Genomic DNA, 17,341 nt, shown 5'->3' with positions numbered 1-17,341 from the left:
GCCCGCATGACCCAGATCAGCGTCGAACGCAAACACTCCCTCGGCCGTGATGCCGCCCGCGCCAAGGCCGAAGCGCTGGTCGACAAGCTCAGCCGCGAGTACGACCTCAAGGCCACCTGGAACGGTGACCGCGTGGACGTTGCGCGCAGTGGCGCCAATGGCAGCGTGCACATTGGCGACGACAGCATCCGCGTCGAATTGAAGCTGGGCATGATGCTGTCGATGATGAGCGGCACCATCAAGGGTGAGATCGAGCGGGCGCTGGACAAGGCCCTGGCCTGAGCCGGCGCCGCTGTCTGGCTACTGCGGCGCGTCCGCCGGGAAAGGAATGATGCCAATCACCTGCTCCAGGCGCAGATCGCCGCGGTAGATCGCGATGCGCTCGCGTGCGTCTGCGGCCTGCTCGAGCATGGCCTTGCGGCCCCTTACACCTGCATCCCAGAACTTGAGGTGGCCCTTGACGAAGTCATGCCCTCTCGCTTCGAGGCTGGAATAATGAAAGTGCGCCTCCCACAGTAGCCGCTGTGGCGCTTGCACATCGCGAATCTCGTAGACGTCGAGGTAATCATTGGCGTGACGTAGCTGCCGGCGAATCACGGTCTGCCTGACACGAATCCGCTTCTGCTCAGCCAGGAAACGAAGGGCCTTGCCGTCGGGATGGCGGGTGTTCAGATACGCGTCGGTGAGCAGCCGAAGCCTTTCGTGATGGACGCGGTCTACGGCTGCCCGAAGTAGGTCGACCAAGCTGGAATCCAGTGGGTTGTTCAGCTCGGTCAGTTGCTGCTGAACTTCGCGCATGTCACCGGCCGGCCATTCCAGGAAGTCGCTCAGGCTGTTGGGCTCATCGGCATAGTGAGCGGCGAAGGCGATTTTTCCATCCACCTCTGCCAGCAGGCGGTTTGCTCGCTGGCGAAGCTGTGCCCGGTCGCGCGGGGCCGGCCGCGCTTGCTCAGGCACGGCATGCCACACCCCGTCGCGTTGAGCGAAGCTGCCCGCAGGCTCCTGATTGAATGCACTGCGCTGGATGGCCCGGTTGCCCATTTGGTCGATTTCCACCAGCAACGGTCGACCTCGGTCGACACGGATGACCCGGCGCCTGATCGTTGCCGGGCGATGGTAGGGCGCTGGCGAGGGGGGACTGATGCCGCTGTCGAGGTTGGTCAAGCTCGCGCTCAGTTGCTGCTCCGTGATCTGGGTGATCGTGGACAGTTCGCGTATGTATTCGTCCAGCACGTCAGCCACCAGCGCAGGGGAGTCCAACGTCTTCATGTATTGGGCGCGGTCCAGCACGGTACGGTATTTCTGAAGGATATCCTCAAGCAGTTCGGCTTTGACCTGGGCCGTCTCTTCGGTGGCTGCCAGGCCGTCGTGGCTCCATACCGTGCGGCTGAATTCGATGCCGCTGAGCGGTGCGCGCATTGCAAGCAAATGCTCGGCCGTGTCCGCAGAGAGCCGAGACTTGTCCACGGCGAGGTAGGCCAGGTCACTGAGCAGTTGGGCCCGAATGACCAGCGTCGAATACGTCCTGCGTTGAATGGTCTGAGCGAGTTTCGTGGCTTTATTGGCAAAATCGATCTTGGGGTCCTGCAGTGTTTCCGCCAGGATCCGATCCAGCCGCTGGCTGACGACAAGCAGGCGGCGGCTGGCCTGGCAGGAATCGCGTACCCGTTCACGATGATCGAGGTATTGCTGAATCTGCTCGGCTGTCTCTGGAAAGCGGGGCAGCCCGATGGCCTGTGCGCTCAGTGCCTGATGGTCGACCTGCTCCAGCAGGCGGCGGCACAGCAGCATGTCGTTTTCGATGGCTGCACCGTACCAATTGCCGTATCGCCGTCGGTTCGGGGCTCGGGTGTCGAATTTGCTGAACCGTGGTTCAGCCATCTCCTTGAATACTTCGATGTTTCCATGCAGCAGCGTGCTCTGCCGTTCCAGGTAGAGCGCGGATGCCCGGATTTCCGGCAAATGGCGCAGGCGTTGGGCTTTGAGTGCCTGCCTCTGAAGCTGCAATGCTGGCGGCGGTGAAGCGCGCTCCTGTGCAGGCAGTGCGTCGATAGCCATGCTGTACTCCTGAGCGAGGTCGTCATAAGCCTGCAGTTGCACTTGGCTGCGTTCCATAAGTGGCGCCATCTGATTAAGCATTTGTTGATTCGCCGTGGCGGTTGCGCTCAACGTGTCGAACCGTTGGCGGTTTTCAGCGTTGATGGTGTGCCTGTCCTTTGGCATGCCGCCAAAGAGGCTCACGTTCAAAGTCCATTGTTCATGCCAGCGCGTAAGCCATGGCCCTTTTTGCCGTTCACGACCTACGATGTGATAACCGTCCGGGTCGCCATTCCATTGCGACACCCATTCGCTGCTGCTCGGCTCGGGCCCGATGATCTGCATGCCGTTCCAGGTCTCGATGACCTCATAGGCGTCATCGCCGAGCTTGACGTAGTACCGGCCGGCGATGCTGTACAGGCCCCGCAGACGGCCCTTAGCCAGTGGCAGGTGCCCTTCCAGCGGCTGCAAAGCCTGCAATTGGGCCATTGACTGACGCACCTGGGGCGACAGCTTGCTCAGGCTCTGCTCCTCACGCCAGGCATTTACCCGCATGATCCTGGGCTGCGGCGGCTCGACGGGGGCCTGCCAGGGTTTCTCCTGTGGCTGCTCGACCGCTGGCGGCGGGGAATCTTCCTTCGGCGCAGGGCCTGAAAAACGGAGCGTAGCGGCCTCTTCGCTGTTGGTGGGTGGCGTTGCAGGGCGGTGGGCAAGGAGCAAGGCCAGGTTGGTGATCAGGTCTATGGCTGCGACGATCTTGTTGTCACCGCTGCGCTTGATCAGCGCCTCCACGTCTTCCTTGGCTGCCGACAGCGCCACCACCAGCCACACCAGCGTGGTCATCGGGCCATGCCAAAGTTGGGTGACGGTATTGAAGATCGCCCACGCAGCCTCCTTCACCAAAGCCCGCACTTCTTGAGCATTGGAGACGCTGTTGCTGGCTGAGGCCAATAACATGGTCTCGATACGCGCGTTGAACAGGTAGGTGTCCAGATCTTCCGTCCACGCCTGGAACGAGACCTGGACCGGGCGTCTGAGGCGTTGCAAAAGGCCGTCCAGTAGCTCGACCGGCACATTGAGCAGGTGCGTCAGCGCTTTAATGTTCGGGTGCAAGTGCGGGTGCTTGAACCCGTCGTTCTGGTAAATCGGGCGCGCGTCATCGTCGAGCCAGGCCAATACGCTCTCTTGCAGTTCGCCCCTGCTGCGGATTGCGTCCATTAGCAATTCGAGGGTCGGAAATTCCTGCAACGCTCTGCCGGCATAGAATGGGCGGTACAAGACCCAGGTGCCGCTTGCCGGTATTTCGATAATGAACATCCCGTGCGCCACATCGCTTGCCGAAGCGCCAGGTGCGCAAAGAAACGCCAGGGGGGCGATGCGCAGAAGGTCCACGCCATTGGACATGCCCTGGCAGAACCTGAGAATTGCCTGGCTTGCCGTTTCGCCAAGCTGTTGCTCGATCTTGGCCTTCAGGGTGCTGAACCGAAGGGCGTAACGCCATTCCCTGGCATGCTGTCGGATTCGCTCGGCCCTGCGCGGTTGGGTGTTGACTTGGTCCTTCAGGTAGGAGGGGTAGTGACCGCCGATGTCGACCTGATGAATCAGGCCCCTGATCTGGTCGATGCTCAGCCAGTCGGTGACAGGCGAGCCGTCCTCGAAATTCATCCCGCTCATCACCTCGCCAGCCTCCAGCCGCAGGCGTGAAACTGCCAAGTCGGTCAGGGGCACCGTGCGCAAGAACAGTGACTGCCCTTGTGTGCCGGCGCCGATGATGGCCTGGGAAATGCGGATGTGCACCTCGTTCGGATCGTGCACCGCCTTGTCTGGGTAGCTGGTCTGCAGGGTCTCACGCAAGCGGCGAGCGGCGTAATCACGGATATCCTCGACATCGCCCAGCGATGTGCGACCCTTCGACCGACCTTGGTTCGCCGCCAGATCGAGCAGTGCAGTGTGATAGGCATAGCGGTCCTCAGCGCTGGCATTGAGCAGCCATCGCGGCGGACTGACGGCGGGTGCAGTTCGTTCCTGCGAAGGCAGGTCGAGGAAGTAAGCTGACGGGTCGCTCACCTGGCGCAGTTGTCGCTCCAACTCGTCGACGGTTGCCAGGCCAGCAAGACGCAGGCGTCCGATGTCGTCAAGGATATCGTTCAGCAGCTGCCTGGCCTGGAAGGCGAAAGGCCGTCCGATCACCGGCGTGTGCGCCCAGGACAATGCCTCGAAGCGATAGCGTTGCGCTAGCTGCCGTTGCAGCGCAGTGGCAAAGCTGGGCAGGTCAACATGGCGACGAACCGAACCGCAGGGCTTGCATTGCAGAACCAGGTTGCGGTTGCCGCTTGTGGTGATGAGCAACAGATCCGGTAGGGTAACGGTGTGTGCCCCGCCATCCGTTCCGAGCGTGACTTGTATCGCCTCGACAGCCAGGCTGTCGTGTACCCCGTCGAGCAGGGCGTACATTGCAGCTTTTGCATCATCTGCCAGACCTTGGCGAGGGAGGTTCTCGAGCAATGCAGCCTTGATGGTGTGCTCCAGCCAGAGCATGCGCGAGACTTGGCTGTCTTCGTCGAGCCCGTTCCAGAAGCCGATCTGGGCTTGCTGGAAGGCGGGTATCAACGCGCCAAGCACTGTATCGAAGTCATCGTTGAGCTTCGACAGGTCCGGCATGATTTCGGGTTGGCGGAGGTTGTCCTGGCTTTGCTCCTGAATTTGAAACACATGGGGAGGGCTGATGCTCAGCCTGTCTGCGGCGCCCAGTTGCACACGTTCCTTGGCCAGAAAATGCTTGAGAAGCTCGTCCACCAGCCCGCTCTGACGTGAGAGGTCATCGGTGCTGGCCGGTGCATGCAGGATGACGAAAGGATCGAGCGATGTGATGTGAGGGTGGTTGCGGTGCACCCATGGATACCGGTCGCTGAAAACCTGGAATGCTTCTTTTGATAAAACGTCCCGCAGGCTGGGTCGTTTGGAGAAACAGGCTGCCACGCGTTGCTTGAACGTCAGCCTGGGTGGGTTTGCTACAGCAGTCATGGCGTCGATGTCCGTGAGGTGAGGCCTGCGACGCTAGCGCTATGGTGAACGGGGCTTGCGGTATATAGATGCGACAACGAAGACCTTAGGGTGAGGTTTCTAATTTTCTTCCCTACCTTATGCACAAGCCCAGCCTCCATGGGCGGTTTTCCACCACTCATGAGCATGAGGTACACAGCATGGCCAAAGTGATTGCGAAGAAAAAAGACGAAGCCCTGGACACGCTTGGCGAGGTGCGCGGCTATGCGCGCAAGATCTGGCTGGCCGGTATCGGCGCCTACGCCCGCGTCGGTCAGGAAGGCGCTGACTACTTCAAAGAGCTGGTCAGGGCGGGTGAAGGTGTCGAGAAGCGCGGCAAGAAGCGCATCGATAAAGAACTCGATGCCGCCAACCATCAGCTCGACGAAGTCGGTGAAGAAGTGAGCCGCGTACGCGGCAAGGTAGAAATTCAACTCGACAAGATCGAAAAAGCTTTCGACGCACGGGTCGGTCGCGCCTTGAATCGCCTGGGTATTCCGTCTAAACATGACGTTGAGGCGTTGTCGATCAAGCTTGAACAGTTGCATGAGCTGCTTGAGCGCGTCGCGCACAAACCATAAGGAGAGCAGGATGGCTGGCAAGAAGAACACCGAAAAAGAAAGCAGCTCCTGGGTCGGCGGGATCGAGAAATACTCCCGCAAGATCTGGCTGGCGGGGCTGGGTATCTATTCGAAGATCGACCAGGACGGCCCGAAGCTGTTCGACTCGCTGGTGAAGGATGGCGAGAAGGCCGAGAAGCAGGCGAAAAAGACGGCTGAAGATGTTGCCGAGACTGCCAAGTCTTCGACCACTTCGCGGGTGACGGGCGTGAAGGACCGTGCGCTGGGCAAGTGGAGCGAACTTGAAGAAGCCTTCGACAAGCGCCTTAACAGCGCCATCTCGCGCCTGGGTGTGCCGAGCCGCAACGAGATCAAGGCACTGCACCAGCAGGTGGACAGCCTGACCAAGCAGATCGAGAAGCTGACCGGTGCTTCGGTTACGCCGATTTCGTCGCGCACTGCAGCAACCAAGCCGGCTGCGAGCAAGGCTGCGGCCAAGCCACTGGCCAAGGCAGCAGCCAAGCCTGCGGCGAAAACGGCGGCGGCCAAACCTGCTGCTAAAACCGCAGCGGCAAAACCCGCAGCCAAAACCGCAGCGGCAAAACCTGCAGCCAAGCCTGCAGCAGCCAAGCCTGCGGCGAAGCCGGCAGCGGCCAAGAAACCTGCGGTGAAGAAGGCGCCGGCCAAACCGGCAGCCGCCAAGCCGGCGGCCCCAGCGGCCAGCGCTGCGCCTGCTGCGACCACTGCACCGGCACCTGCCGCTACCCCGGCCAGCAGCACGCCATCGGCACCTACCGGCACCGGTACCCTGATCTGATACCGCGTCGCCTTCTTCGCGGGTAAACCCGCTCCCACAAGATGCGCCACCTTGTAGGAGCGGGTTTACCCGCGAATGCGTCGGCTGCAACACCACATCTCCAGCAGGCCTACCCCTCCAGGTACTTCACTGCCAGCTGCTCCGCCGCCGCCCGGGCCTGGGCCTGCAGATGCGGCGCCACCAGCATCATCACCTGATACACCACGATCCCCACATCCCCCTCGCGCCCCAGCACACGCTGATAATCCAGCGAGAACATCAGCGTCAGTGTGATCTGCTCAACCAGTTGCCCCAGCGCCTGGGTATCACTCTCCACCAGCCCCTGGCGCTTCAGGCTGGCCAACAGCGCCGCCAGCGTGCGTTTGATTGCATTGATCAGGCTGCGCATGCCTCGGGCGAGCTTGGGCAGGCGCCCGGTCAGGTTGGACAGGTCCTGGAACAGGAAGCGGTACTGAGCCATGCGCTCGACGATCAAGTGCAGAAACAGCCAGTAGTCCTCTGCGTCCAGGCGCACCTCCAGCGGCGGGTCCAGCAACGGCATCAACGCTTCTTCAAAACGCTCGAACAAGCCCAGTACCAAGGGCTCCTTGCCATGGAAGTGGTAGTACAGGTTGCCTGGGCTGATGCCGAGTTCGTTGGCAATTTCCAGGGTGGATACGTTGGGTTCGCCCTGCTGGTTGAACAACTGCAGGGCGCATTCAAGGATACGGTCGCGGGTTTTCATCCAGTCAGCAGCTCATCGGGTCAGCACGTAGGTGCCTGGCGCGGGGCCTAGCGGTGGGTAAGTGGCGTTGCCCAGTTCAGTGCGCGGTGCCTTGAGCAGGCCGGAGCGTGCGGTGATCCACTCCAGCCACAACGGCCACCAGCTGCCTTCACTGCGCTTGGCGTCGTGGAACCAGGCGCGTGGGTCGCTGCTCAGCTTGGGGTTGGCCAGGTAGTAGGCCTTGGGGTTGCCTGGCGGGTTGATGATGCTCTGGATATGCCCGCTGTTGGCCAGCACGAAGCGCCGTTCGCCACCCAGCAGCAAGGCCGAGCGGTACACCGCGTCCCATGGCGTGATGTGGTCGTTGCTGCCGGCCACGGTAAAGCTGTCGATATTGACCTGCTGCAGGTCAATCGGGGTACCGCACACCTCCAGCCCGGACGCGTAGGTCAAGGGGTTGAGCTTGAAAAACTCCAGCAGGTCGCCATGCAGCGCGGCGGGCAGGCGCGTGCTGTCGGCATTCCAGTACAGGATGTCGAACGCCGGCGGTGTCTTGCCGAGCAGGTAGTTGTTGACCCAGTAGTTCCAGATCAGGTCGTTGGGCCGCATCCAGGCGAAGATCCGCGCCACTTCGCCACCGTCCAGCACGCCGCGCTGATAAGAGCGGCGCTTGGCCGCTTCGATGGTCTGCTCATCGGCGAACAGGCTGGCCGGGCTTTCGAACTTGCTGTCCAGCAAGCTGACCAGGTAGGTGGCACTGCGTACCCGGCGCAATTGCTGCTTGGCTTGCAGGTGGCCTTGCAGTGCGGCCATGGTCAGGCCACCGGCACAGGCGCCCATCAGGTTGGGGTCGCGGTTGCCGCTGATACTGCGGCAGGCATTAAGCGCTTCCTCCAGGGCTTGCACGTAGCTGGAAAGGCCCCATTCACGGTGGCGTGGGTCGGGGTTGCGCCAGCTGACCATGAACACCTGCAAGCCGCTTTTGAGCATGTACTGGACAAAGCTGTTGGTAGCGCTGAGGTCGAAGATGTAGAACTTGTTGATCTGAGGCGGCACGACCAGCAGTGGGCGTGCGTGCTGCTTTTCGCTCATCGGCGAGTACTGGATCAGCTCCAGCAGCTCGTTGCGAAATACCACTGCGCCAGGGGTCGCCGCCAGGTTGGCGCCTACTTCGAAGGCGCGCTCGTCCACCTGACGCGGCAGCCCATCGTTGTGACGCAGGTCGTCGAGCAGGTGGGCCACGCCGCGCACCAGGCTCTGGCCGCCGGTGTTGAACAGCTCCTTGACCGCCAGCGGATTGAGCAGTGAGTTGCTGGGCGCCAGCGCATCGTTGATCAGGTTGAACAGGAAGTGGGCGCGGGCTCGATCATCGTCGTTTAAATGGCTTTCATCGATCCACTGGCGTGTCTGCTTCTGCCAGGCCAGATAGGCCTGCAGGCCGCGGCGGTAGAGCGGGTTCTGGCTCCAGGTCGGGTCACTGAAGCGTGCGTCACGCGGGTTCGGCTGGTAGGGCGTGTCCCCCAGCATCACCCGCCCCAACTGCCCGCCAAGCGCCAGCAGATGATGCGCGGTATGCAGCGGGTGGCGCAGGCCGTGGCGGCCGACGTTGCGCAGCGTGGAAAGCAGGTCGCGGCCGCGCAGGCCGAGGATGGCGTTCTGCACGTTCATGCGGGTGGCGGGGAGCGTTGTCGATCCTTTGGCCGGTTTGTCTTTCATGGCAACACTCCCTCGTCTGATCCATTTCCCCTGTCAGGCCGCAGCTGTTTCACCCCCCCGAGGCCGGACGGGGATGCATGACCGCACGCTGACGTTCTTCCTGCAGGAACTTCATGATGATCGGGGCGACGGCTTCGGCACGGGTGATCAGGAACAGATGGCCGTCGTCGATAATGTGTAGCTGGGCATTGGGAATCCGCCAGGCCAGCAGGCGCATGTTGATCAGCGGGATCAGCGGGTCGTCGTCACCGGCCAGTACCAGGGTGGGCTGCTGGATCTTGTGCAGCCAGTGGATGCTGGTCCAGCCCAGCCCTGCGAACAGCTGCCAGTAGTAGCCCAGCTTGCCGCCGGAGCGCACCTTGGCGGCATGGTGCATGGCCAGGTCGGGGTCACGTCGGAAGCCGCCGCCATAGATCATCGGTGCAATGCGGATGACATGCGACGGCTGCACGTAACGCCGGGGGCTGGCCATCATCCACAGCACCTTGGGCTTGCCTGGCACCATTACCGCACCGGCAGCGGTGGCGGCCAGCACCAGTTTCTTGCAGCGCTCGGGGTAATCGTGAGCAAACTGCTGGGCCAGGGCGCCGCCCCAGGACACGCCGATGACGTTGACCTGGCCGTAGTCGAGGTAGTCGAGCATGCGTGCGGTCAGCTTGGCCAGCCCAGGGAAGCGATACGGGTGGCGTGGTGTGGACGAGCCGCCGACCCCAGGCACATCGAAGGCGATGACTTCCAGGTCCGGGTCAAGTGCATCGATGAACGGGAACACCAGCTCGAGGTTGGCGCCGATGCCGTTGAAGATCAGCAACGGCGTCAGGTGCGGTTTGCCAGGGCGAACAGCGGTGCGGATGGACTGGTGGTCCAGCTCGACGGTCCTGAAAATATAGGGTTGCGGCATGCACGTGACTCTTGGGTGAAGTAAACACCGTGGCGCCCCGCGGGCCACCACGGCGCTGTAACTCAACGCTCGTGAACGTAGGTGCCTGGGGAGGCTTCGCCGGCGGCGTAGGCACGGTTGCCCAGGCGGGTCGGTGCCTTTTTCAGCGCACCGGCACGCTCGCCCAGCCAACTTTGCCAGTGCAACCACCAGGAGTCTGCATGCTTGGTGGCGTTTTCCTGCCAGGCCACCGGGTCCCCCGGGCGGTCGGCACCGGTCATGAAGCGTGCCTTCGGGTTGCCCGGCGGGTTGAGGATGCTCTGGATATGCCCGCTGTTGGACAGTACGAATTCGATCTTGCCACCGAACAGATGTGCCGAGCGGTAGCATGACGGCCATGGGGTGATGTGGTCGTTGGTGCCGGCGAGGCTGTAGATGTCGCATTTGACCTGTTTCAGGTCGATCGCGGTGCCACACACTTCCAGGGCATCGGGGCGGGTCAGCGGGTTGCTCTTGAACATTTCGATCAGGTCGCCGTGGAAGGCGGCCGGCAGGCGCGTGGTGTCGTTGTTCCAGAACAGGATGTCGAACACGGGGGGCTCATTGCCCAGCAGGTAGTTGTTGACCCAGTAATTCCAGATCAGGTCGTTGGGGCGCATCCAGGCGAACACCTTGGCCATTTCGCTGCCTTCCAGCACGCCTGCCTGATAAGAGTGGCGCTTGGCGGCCTCCAAGGTCTGCTCGTCGACAAACAATGCAACCTGGTTGTCCATGGTAGTGTCCAGCACGCTGACCAGCAGGGTCAGGGCGTTGACCTTGTTCTCGCCAATGGCGGCATAGTGGCCCACCAGTGCGGTACAGGTGATGCCGCCGGAGCAGGCGCCGAGCATGTTCAAGTCTTTGCTGCCGGTAATCGCCAGCACCGCGTCGACGGCTTCTTTCAGCGCATCGATGTAGGTGGACAGGCCCCACTCGCGCTGGGCCTTTGTCGGGTTGCGCCAGCTGATAATGAAGGTCTGCTGCTGCGAGCGCAGGCAGAAGCGCGCCAGGCTCTTTTCCGGGCTGAGGTCGAACACGTAGAACTTGTTGATCTGCGGTGGCACCACCAGCAGCGGGCGGGCATGCACCTGCTCGGTGATGGGGCTGTACTGGATCAGTTCCAGCACATCGTTGCGGTACACCACCGCGCCTTCGCTGGTGCCCAGGTTCTTGCCCACTTCGAAGGCATCCATGTTCACCTGGCTGGGCATGCCGCCGTTATTGACCATGTCCTTGGCCAAGTTGGACAGGCCATCGAGCAGGCTCTTGCCGCCGGTTTCGAAGAAGCGTTTGACCGCAGCCGGGTTGGACAGGGTATTGGTCGGCGCCATGGCCTCGGTCATCAGGTTGATGACGAACTGGCCGCGGCTGATGTCCTGGGGGGACAGGTCGCTGCTGCTGACCCAGTCCTGCAGCTCCTTGCGCCAGGCCAGGTAGGTTTGCAGGTAGCGGCGGTACAGCGGGTTGTTGCTCCAGGCCGGATCATTGAAGCGACGGTCGTCGCTGTCCGGGGCCAGGCTGGATTTGCCCAGCAACACGTTCTTCAGCTCCAGGCCAAAGTGAGCCACATGCTTGGCGCTGTGCAGCGGTTGGCGCACGGCCTGGCGCAGCACGGTGCGTGCCGAGCTCAACAGGTCCTTGCGGCGGATGCCGATGACCGGGTTCAGCCCCAGGGTGTTTTCCGAGGCCTGCCGCTGCAGCTCATCGTTGTTCTTGTTACTCATCTACGACGCTCCGTTGTCCTGAGACGAGTACCGGTTGCTGTGGTGGGTGCACAGCCCTGAGCCCGGTACTGCTACTCGGGTGACCAGTGATAAGGAACAGCGGTGCTGCGTGGGTGCTGACGACCTGCAAAGTGATGCAGGGAACTTGCCACACCCATTGGTTACCCGACTTTCGTGTAATGCGCAAGACAGCCCTTCACTGGGCTGTCTGCAAGTCATTCAAACAGATGAATTTAGAAAATGCGCTCTAAACCCCTCAGGCCTTGCGCTAGAGCATGAGCTTGACCACAGATTCGGCTGGGTCGCGAGATTTGCCGGCCTTGTGCAACTCGTCGAGGTATTCCGCCCACAGTTGTTCCTGGCGCAGGCACAGTTGCTCAAGGTATTCCCAGGTGAACAAGCCGCTGTCATGGCCGTCGTCGAAGGTCAGTTTCAGTGCATATTGGCCGGCAGGTTCCAGGCCACTGAGGCCAACGTTGATCTTGCCGAACTGCAGGATGGGGTTGCCGTGGCCCTGGACCTCGGCGGAGGGAGAGTGCACGCGCAGGAATTCGGCAGGCAGGTGGTAGACCTCGCCGGGCGCGTAGGTGAGGCTGAGGGTTTTGGAGGCTTTGTGCAGGTTGATGGCGGTAGGCAGGCGGGCCATGGGCAGAATCTCTCGGGAGCTGATGAAGCACAGCTTCCAGCTTATGGGGGAGGGATTCAAGGGCCTCTTCGAGGGCAAGCCCGCCCCTGCACGGATCACCACAGGCCCAAGGGATGGGGTGACATGTGCAGGAGCGGGCTTGCCCGCGAAACTGTCGAAACCGGTCTTACAGGATGTAACGCGACAGGTCTTCGTTCTGTGCCAGCTCACCCAGGTGGCTGTTCACATACGCCGCGTCGATCTGGATCGGCGCTTCGTCATGGGTGCTGGCCAGGTCGCCCGCACTGAACGACACTTCTTCGAGCAAGCGCTCGAGCAGAGTGTGCAGGCGGCGGGCACCGATGTTTTCGGTCTTCTCGTTGACCTGGTAGGCAATCTCGGCCAGGCGCTTGATGCCGTCGGCGAGGAACTCGATGTTCAGGCCTTCGGTCTTCAGCAATGCCTGGTACTGCTCGGTCAGCGACGCGTGCGGCTCCTGCAGGATGCGCTCGAAGTCTTCCGGGGTCAGTGCCTTCAGCTCGACACGAATCGGCAGGCGGCCTTGCAGCTCGGGCACCAGGTCGCTCGGCTTGCTCAGGTGGAATGCACCCGAGGCAATGAACAGAATGTGGTCGGTCTTGACCATGCCCAGCTTGGTGTTGACGGTGCAGCCTTCGATCAGCGGCAGCAGATCGCGCTGCACGCCTTCACGGGACACATCGGCGCCGCCAACGTTGCCGCGCTTGGCAACCTTGTCGATTTCGTCGATGAACACGATGCCGTGCTGTTCGACCGCTTCCAGAGCCTTGGCCTTGAGTTCTTCCTCGTTGACCAGGCGGCTCGCTTCTTCATCGCGAACCATCTTCAGCGCTTCTTTCACCTTCAGCTTGCGCGCTTTGCGCTTGCCCTTGCCCATGTTGGCAAACAGGCTTTGCAGTTGGTTGGTCATTTCTTCCATGCCGGGCGGCGCAGCAATTTCGACACCGACGGCATCGGCCACTTCAATCTCGATTTCCTTGTCGTCCAGCTGGCCTTCGCGCAGGCGCTTGCGGAACAGCTGGCGGGTGTTGGAGTCGCTGCTGGTCTGTGCGGCTTCTTCGCTGAAGCTGGTGACGCGTGCCTGGGGCAGCAGGGCGTCGAGGATGCGGTCTTCGGCGGCGTCTTCGGCGCGGTGGCGCACGCGGATGATTTCCTGCTCGCGCAGCATCTTCAGCGCGGCATCGGCCAGGTCACGGATGATCGATTCGACGTCGCGGCCCACGTAGCCCACTTCGGTGAACTTGGTGGCTTCGACCTTGAGGAACGGCGCGTTGGCCAGTTTGGCCAGCCGGCGGGCGATTTCGGTCTTGCCGACGCCGGTAGGGCCGATCATCAGGATGTTCTTGGGGGTGACTTCGGCACGCAGCTCGGCAGGGAGCTGCATGCGCCGCCAGCGGTTGCGCAGGGCAATGGCCACGGCGCGCTTGGCGTCGTCCTGGCCGATGATGTGGCGGTTGAGTTCGTGGACGATCTCGCGGGGGGTCATGGACATGATCAATACGGTCCTTGGGCAGGTGAGTCAGCGTGGAAAAGCCCCTTCACCGGGAAGGGGCGCCAGAACAGCTGAATCAGTCGGCCAGGTCCTGCTCCTCGATGGTCAGGTTGTGGTTGGTGAACACGCAGATGTCGCCGGCGATGTTCAGGGCGGTCTCGGCGATTTCGCGGGCCGAGAGGTCGGTCTTGTTCAGCAGGGCACGGGCTGCGGCCTGGGCATAGGCGCCGCCGGAACCCATGGCGATCAGGCCATCTTCGGGTTCGACCACGTCACCGTTGCCGGTGATGATCAGGGATGCATCCTTGTTGGCCACGGCCAGCATGGCTTCCAGGCGGCTCAGTGAGCGGTCGGTACGCCATTCCTTGGCCAGCTCGACGGCGGCGCGTACCAGGTGGCCCTGGTGTTTTTCCAGCTGACCTTCAAAGCGCTCGAACAGGGTGAAGGCGTCGGCAGTGGCGCCGGCGAAGCCCGCGATGACCTGGCCGTGGTACAGGCGGCGCACCTTCTTGGCGTTGCCTTTCATCACGGTGTTGCCAAGGGATACCTGGCCGTCGCCGCCCATGACGACTTTGCCGTTACGGCGGACAGAAACGATTGTGGTCAAGGGGAGAGTCTCCACGCAGCGGGGCGAAAGTGCCTGATGCAGACTCATATGGGGGTGGGGGGAAGGATTTCAACCGGGGGGGATGAATGGTTGGTGCAGGCTCAAGGTTGTAGGTGGTCAATGTGGGAGCCTTGCGTCGCGAAAGGGCCGCGCAGCGGCCCCAGGATCTCGGCATCATGCATAGATCGCTGGGGCCGCTTTGCGGCCCTATCGCGACACAAGGCCGCTCTCACAGGGGTTGCTCAGGCCTCGTGGCAGACGTGGCCATCGACCAAGGTATAACGCACTGCACCTGGCAGGCAGTGGCCGATGAACGGGCAGTTCTCGCCACGGGAGAACCATTGTTCGCCAGCAACGGTGGACGCTTGCGGGTCGAACAGCACCAGGTCGGCCGCGCCACCCACTTTCAGCTCCCCAGCCGGCAGGCGCAGGGCGGCAGCCGGGCCGCTGCTCAGACGGGCCAGCAAGGTCGGCAGGTCGAGCAGGCCGTCTTGCACCAGGGTCATGGCCAGTGGCAGCAGCAACTCGACGCTGCTGATACCCGGCTCGGTGGCGCCGAACGGGGCCAGCTTGGCGTCGCGCTCGTGCGGCTGGTGGTGGCTGGAGATGGCCTGGATCACCCCCGACTTCACCGCCTCGCGCAATCCGTCACGGTCGGCAGCGGTGCGCAGCGGCGGCTGCACGTGGTACAGGCTGGAGAACTCGCGCAGCGACTCGTCCGTGAGGATCAGCTGGTACAGCGCTACATCGGCGGTCACAGGCAGGCCCAAGGCCTGGGCCTGGGCGATCAGCCGCGCGCCACGGGCGCTGGTGATCTGGCTGAAGTGCGCACGCACACCGCTCTGTTCCACCAGCAGCAGGTTGCGCGCCAGGGCCACGGTTTCGGCGCTTTCCGGGATGCCCGGCAGCCCGAGGAAGCTGGCCATGGCACCTTCGTGGGCCAGGCCGCCCTGGGCCAGATCGCGGTCCTGGGAGTGGAACACCACCGTCAGGTCGAAGGTGGCGGCATACTCCAGGGCGCGGGCCAGGGTACGGTTGTTGGGGATTTCCTTCAGGCCGTTGCCAAACGCTACGCAACCGGTGTCACGCAGGGCCACCAGTTCGGCCAGTTGCTCGCCCTCCAGGCCCTTGGTCAGGGCGCCGACCGGGTAGACCTTGCTGTTGGCGGCTTCGCGGGCGCGGTCAAGGATAAGTTCGGCTACCGCCGAGGTGTCCAGCACCGGCTTGGTCTGCGGCGGGCAGCACAGGCTGGTGACACCGCCGGCAACGGCAGCGCGGGTTTCACTGGCGATGTTGCCTTTGCGGCTGTAACCCGGCTCGCGCAGGGACACGCCCAGGTCGACCAGGCCGGGCGCAGCGACCAGGCCATCAGCCTGGATCGTGCGGCTGGCGCTGAAACCAGCCGGTGCGGCGCCGATGGCGACAATGCGGCCGCCGTCCAGGTGCAGGTCGGTGACCTGGTCCAGGCCACTGTTGGGGTCGATCACCCGGGCGCCAAGAATACTGATGGTCACTGGGCATTCTCCTGGTCCAATTGACGTTGCGCGTTCTGCCCGCTCATGGCCATGGACAGCACGGCCATGCGCACGGCGATACCGTAGGTGACCTGGTTGAGGATCACCGAGTGCTTGCCATCGGCAACCGCCGACTCGATTTCTACGCCACGGTTGATCGGGCCCGGGTGCATGACGATGGCGTCAGGCTTGGCCCCGGCCAGGCGCGCGGTCGTCAGGCCGAACAGGCGGTAGAACTCGCCTTCACTGGGCAGCAGGCCACCGGCCATGCGCTCACGCTGCAGGCGCAGCATGATCACCACGTCGACGTCTTTCAGGCCTTCGGCGAGGTCGGTGTAGACCTTCACGCCGTACTGCTCGATACCGATCGGGATCAGGGTTTTCGGCCCGATCACACGGATGTCCGGGCAACCCAGCGCTTTGAGCGCGAGCATGTCGGAACGGGCCACACGCGAGTGCAGGATGTCGCCGACGATCGCCACGGACAGGTTTTCGAAGCTGCCTTTGTGACGGCGGATGGTGAGCATGTCGAGCATGCCCTGGGTCGGGTGCGCGTGGCGGCCGTCACCGCCGTTGATCACGGCCACTTCCGGGCACACGTGCTCGGCGATGAAGTGCGCGGCGCCGGAGTCGGAGTGGCGTACGACGAACATGTCGGCGGCCATGGCTTCGAGGTTGCGCAGGGTGTCGAACAGGGTTTCGCCCTTGCTGGTCGAGGAGGTCGACACGTTCAGGCTGATCACGTCGGCCGACAGGCGCTGGGCTGCCAGTTCGAAGGTGGTACGGGTACGGGTCGAGTTCTCGAAGAACACGTTGCACACAGTCTTGCCGCGCAGCAACGGGACTTTTTTCACAGCCCGGGCACCGACTTCCAGGAAGGAGTCGGCGGTGTCGAGGATCTCGGTGAGCAGTTCGCGAGGCAAACCGTCAAGCGAGAGGAAGTGGCGCAGCTGGCCCTGATCATTGAGCTGCAGCGGGCGCTTGGCGTCGATTGGCGTCATCGCGGGGGACTCTTAAAGGGCGGAAGCGGAGGCGAGGTCCTGGCGCTCGAGGGCGAGCGGTGCGGGTCCGGTCAATTTTACCCGTTCATGGGCACCCAGCGACAGGGTGGCGCCGAGCACGTTCGGGCGAATCGGCAGTTCGCCGGCATCCAGGTCCAGCAGGCAGACCAGGGTGACGCTGGCCGGGCGGCCGTAATCGAACAGTTCGTTGAGCGCCGCGCGGATGGTGCGACCGCTCATCAGCACGTCATCCACCAGCACCAGGTGCTGGCCTTCGACTTCGAACGGCAACTCGGACGGGCGCACTTGTGGGTGCAGGCCGTTCTGGCTGAAGTCGTCACGGTAGAACGACACGTCCAGGGTGCCCATTGGGCTGGTGTCGCCCATAGCATCCTGCAGGGCCTGGGCAACCCAGACGCCGCCGGTGCGGATACCGATGTAACGGGGCTCGGTGATTGCCCGGCGCGCCAGGTGGGCACGAAGGTCGACAGCCATCTGCCGGATCAGCTCGGCGGGATTGGGTAGGCTCATTGCGGGCTCCTCGG

14 protein-coding genes are annotated in these 17,341 nt (G+C 62.8%); 3 read left to right on the top strand and 11 right to left on the bottom strand.

Translation table 11 applies throughout. The features are described from left to right. Nucleotides 1-6 precede the first annotated feature (6 nt). Nucleotides 7-282, top strand: a complete 276-nt coding sequence (locus I8746_RS01225) for a polyhydroxyalkanoic acid system family protein (protein ID WP_003249289.1) — start codon at nucleotides 7-9, stop codon at nucleotides 280-282. Nucleotides 283-300: 18 nt separating this feature from the next. Here the strand turns inward: I8746_RS01225 and I8746_RS01220 are convergent, their stop codons facing one another. Then, nucleotides 301-5,061, bottom strand: a complete 4,761-nt coding sequence (locus I8746_RS01220) for a DUF6543 domain-containing protein (protein WP_259674036.1) — start codon at nucleotides 5,059-5,061, stop codon at nucleotides 301-303. A 179-nt stretch (nucleotides 5,062-5,240) separates the two neighbouring features. Between I8746_RS01220 and I8746_RS01215 the strand changes: the two genes are divergently transcribed. Together I8746_RS01215 and I8746_RS01210 are read left to right on the top strand one after the other, a co-directional pair. Then, nucleotides 5,241-5,660 (top strand): phasin family protein, encoded by a 420-nt coding sequence (locus I8746_RS01215; protein ID WP_010955571.1) that lies wholly within the window; start codon nucleotides 5,241-5,243, stop codon nucleotides 5,658-5,660. Nucleotides 5,661-5,670: 10 nt separating this feature from the next. Continuing rightward, complete coding sequence (locus tag I8746_RS01210) at nucleotides 5,671-6,456, top strand: phasin family protein (RefSeq protein WP_088512554.1); 786 nt, start codon at nucleotides 5,671-5,673, stop codon at nucleotides 6,454-6,456. A gap of 109 nt (nucleotides 6,457-6,565) precedes the next feature. Here I8746_RS01210 and I8746_RS01205 read toward each other — a convergent pair whose 3' ends face one another. The 10 genes from I8746_RS01205 to pyrR form a co-directional block, all read right to left on the bottom strand. Beyond that, a complete protein-coding gene (locus tag I8746_RS01205; protein ID WP_012053918.1) occupies nucleotides 6,566-7,180 on the bottom strand; it encodes a TetR/AcrR family transcriptional regulator in 615 nt (204 codons plus the stop codon). A gap of 12 nt (nucleotides 7,181-7,192) precedes the next feature. Continuing rightward, the gene (gene phaC / locus I8746_RS01200; protein ID WP_221099844.1) at nucleotides 7,193-8,875 is read right to left on the bottom strand and encodes a class II poly(R)-hydroxyalkanoic acid synthase; all 1,683 of its coding nucleotides are present in this window, start codon (nucleotides 8,873-8,875) and stop codon (nucleotides 7,193-7,195) included. Nucleotides 8,876-8,924: 49 nt separating this feature from the next. Then, a complete protein-coding gene (gene phaZ, locus I8746_RS01195; RefSeq protein WP_003249302.1) occupies nucleotides 8,925-9,776 on the bottom strand; it encodes a poly(3-hydroxyalkanoate) depolymerase in 852 nt (283 codons plus the stop codon). Nucleotides 9,777-9,838: 62 nt separating this feature from the next. After that, on the bottom strand, nucleotides 9,839-11,518 hold the full coding sequence (gene phaC / locus I8746_RS01190) for a class II poly(R)-hydroxyalkanoic acid synthase (RefSeq protein ID WP_004576724.1): 1,680 nt from the start codon (nucleotides 11,516-11,518) through the stop codon (nucleotides 9,839-9,841). A gap of 268 nt (nucleotides 11,519-11,786) precedes the next feature. After that, a complete protein-coding gene (locus tag I8746_RS01185; protein ID WP_003249306.1) occupies nucleotides 11,787-12,164 on the bottom strand; it encodes a gamma-butyrobetaine hydroxylase-like domain-containing protein in 378 nt (125 codons plus the stop codon). Between the two features lie 166 nt (nucleotides 12,165-12,330). Continuing rightward, nucleotides 12,331-13,674: an ATP-dependent protease ATPase subunit HslU gene (gene hslU, locus I8746_RS01180; RefSeq protein WP_003249308.1), complete on the bottom strand. Its 1,344-nt coding sequence runs from the start codon at nucleotides 13,672-13,674 to the stop codon at nucleotides 12,331-12,333. Nucleotides 13,675-13,750: 76 nt separating this feature from the next. Continuing rightward, entirely contained in the window at nucleotides 13,751-14,281 is a 531-nt protein-coding gene (gene hslV / locus I8746_RS01175) for an ATP-dependent protease subunit HslV (protein ID WP_003249309.1), read from the bottom strand. Between the two features lie 242 nt (nucleotides 14,282-14,523). After that, nucleotides 14,524-15,795 carry a dihydroorotase gene (locus I8746_RS01170; protein WP_012053915.1) on the bottom strand — a complete coding sequence of 424 codons (1,272 nt, stop codon included), beginning with the start codon at nucleotides 15,793-15,795 and terminating at the stop codon, nucleotides 14,524-14,526. Further along, nucleotides 15,792-16,796 carry an aspartate carbamoyltransferase catalytic subunit gene (locus I8746_RS01165; protein WP_003249311.1) on the bottom strand — a complete coding sequence of 335 codons (1,005 nt, stop codon included), beginning with the start codon at nucleotides 16,794-16,796 and terminating at the stop codon, nucleotides 15,792-15,794. Before I8746_RS01165 ends, I8746_RS01170 begins: the two co-directional genes overlap by 4 nt. A 12-nt stretch (nucleotides 16,797-16,808) precedes the next feature. Beyond that, nucleotides 16,809-17,327, bottom strand: coding sequence for a bifunctional pyr operon transcriptional regulator/uracil phosphoribosyltransferase PyrR (gene pyrR / locus I8746_RS01160; protein ID WP_003249313.1), 519 nt, complete (start codon nucleotides 17,325-17,327; stop codon nucleotides 16,809-16,811). Nucleotides 17,328-17,341: the final 14 nt, after the last annotated feature.

Origin of the sequence: Pseudomonas sp. USTB-Z, from assembly GCF_019691255.1 — a bacterium.
In the GTDB taxonomy this organism is placed as follows: domain Bacteria; phylum Pseudomonadota; class Gammaproteobacteria; order Pseudomonadales; family Pseudomonadaceae; genus Aquipseudomonas; species Aquipseudomonas alloputida.
Note: the sequence above shows the minus strand (reverse complement) of the source record. Positions and strands in the feature narration are given on the sequence as shown.

Coding starts and splice junctions, on each gene's coding strand:
- I8746_RS01225 (WP_003249289.1), top strand. CDS start 7: ATGACCCAGATCAGCGTCGAACGCAAACACTCCCTCGGCCGTGATGCC.
- I8746_RS01220 (WP_259674036.1), bottom strand. CDS start 5,061: ATGACTGCTGTAGCAAACCCACCCAGGCTGACGTTCAAGCAACGCGTG.
- I8746_RS01215 (WP_010955571.1), top strand. CDS start 5,241: ATGGCCAAAGTGATTGCGAAGAAAAAAGACGAAGCCCTGGACACGCTT.
- I8746_RS01210 (WP_088512554.1), top strand. CDS start 5,671: ATGGCTGGCAAGAAGAACACCGAAAAAGAAAGCAGCTCCTGGGTCGGC.
- I8746_RS01205 (WP_012053918.1), bottom strand. CDS start 7,180: ATGAAAACCCGCGACCGTATCCTTGAATGCGCCCTGCAGTTGTTCAAC.
- phaC (WP_221099844.1), bottom strand. CDS start 8,875: ATGAAAGACAAACCGGCCAAAGGATCGACAACGCTCCCCGCCACCCGC.
- phaZ (WP_003249302.1), bottom strand. CDS start 9,776: ATGCCGCAACCCTATATTTTCAGGACCGTCGAGCTGGACCACCAGTCC.
- phaC (WP_004576724.1), bottom strand. CDS start 11,518: ATGAGTAACAAGAACAACGATGAGCTGCAGCGGCAGGCCTCGGAAAAC.
- I8746_RS01185 (WP_003249306.1), bottom strand. CDS start 12,164: ATGGCCCGCCTGCCTACCGCCATCAACCTGCACAAAGCCTCCAAAACC.
- hslU (WP_003249308.1), bottom strand. CDS start 13,674: ATGTCCATGACCCCCCGCGAGATCGTCCACGAACTCAACCGCCACATC.
- I8746_RS01165 (WP_003249311.1), bottom strand. CDS start 16,796: ATGACGCCAATCGACGCCAAGCGCCCGCTGCAGCTCAATGATCAGGGC.
- pyrR (WP_003249313.1), bottom strand. CDS start 17,327: ATGAGCCTACCCAATCCCGCCGAGCTGATCCGGCAGATGGCTGTCGAC.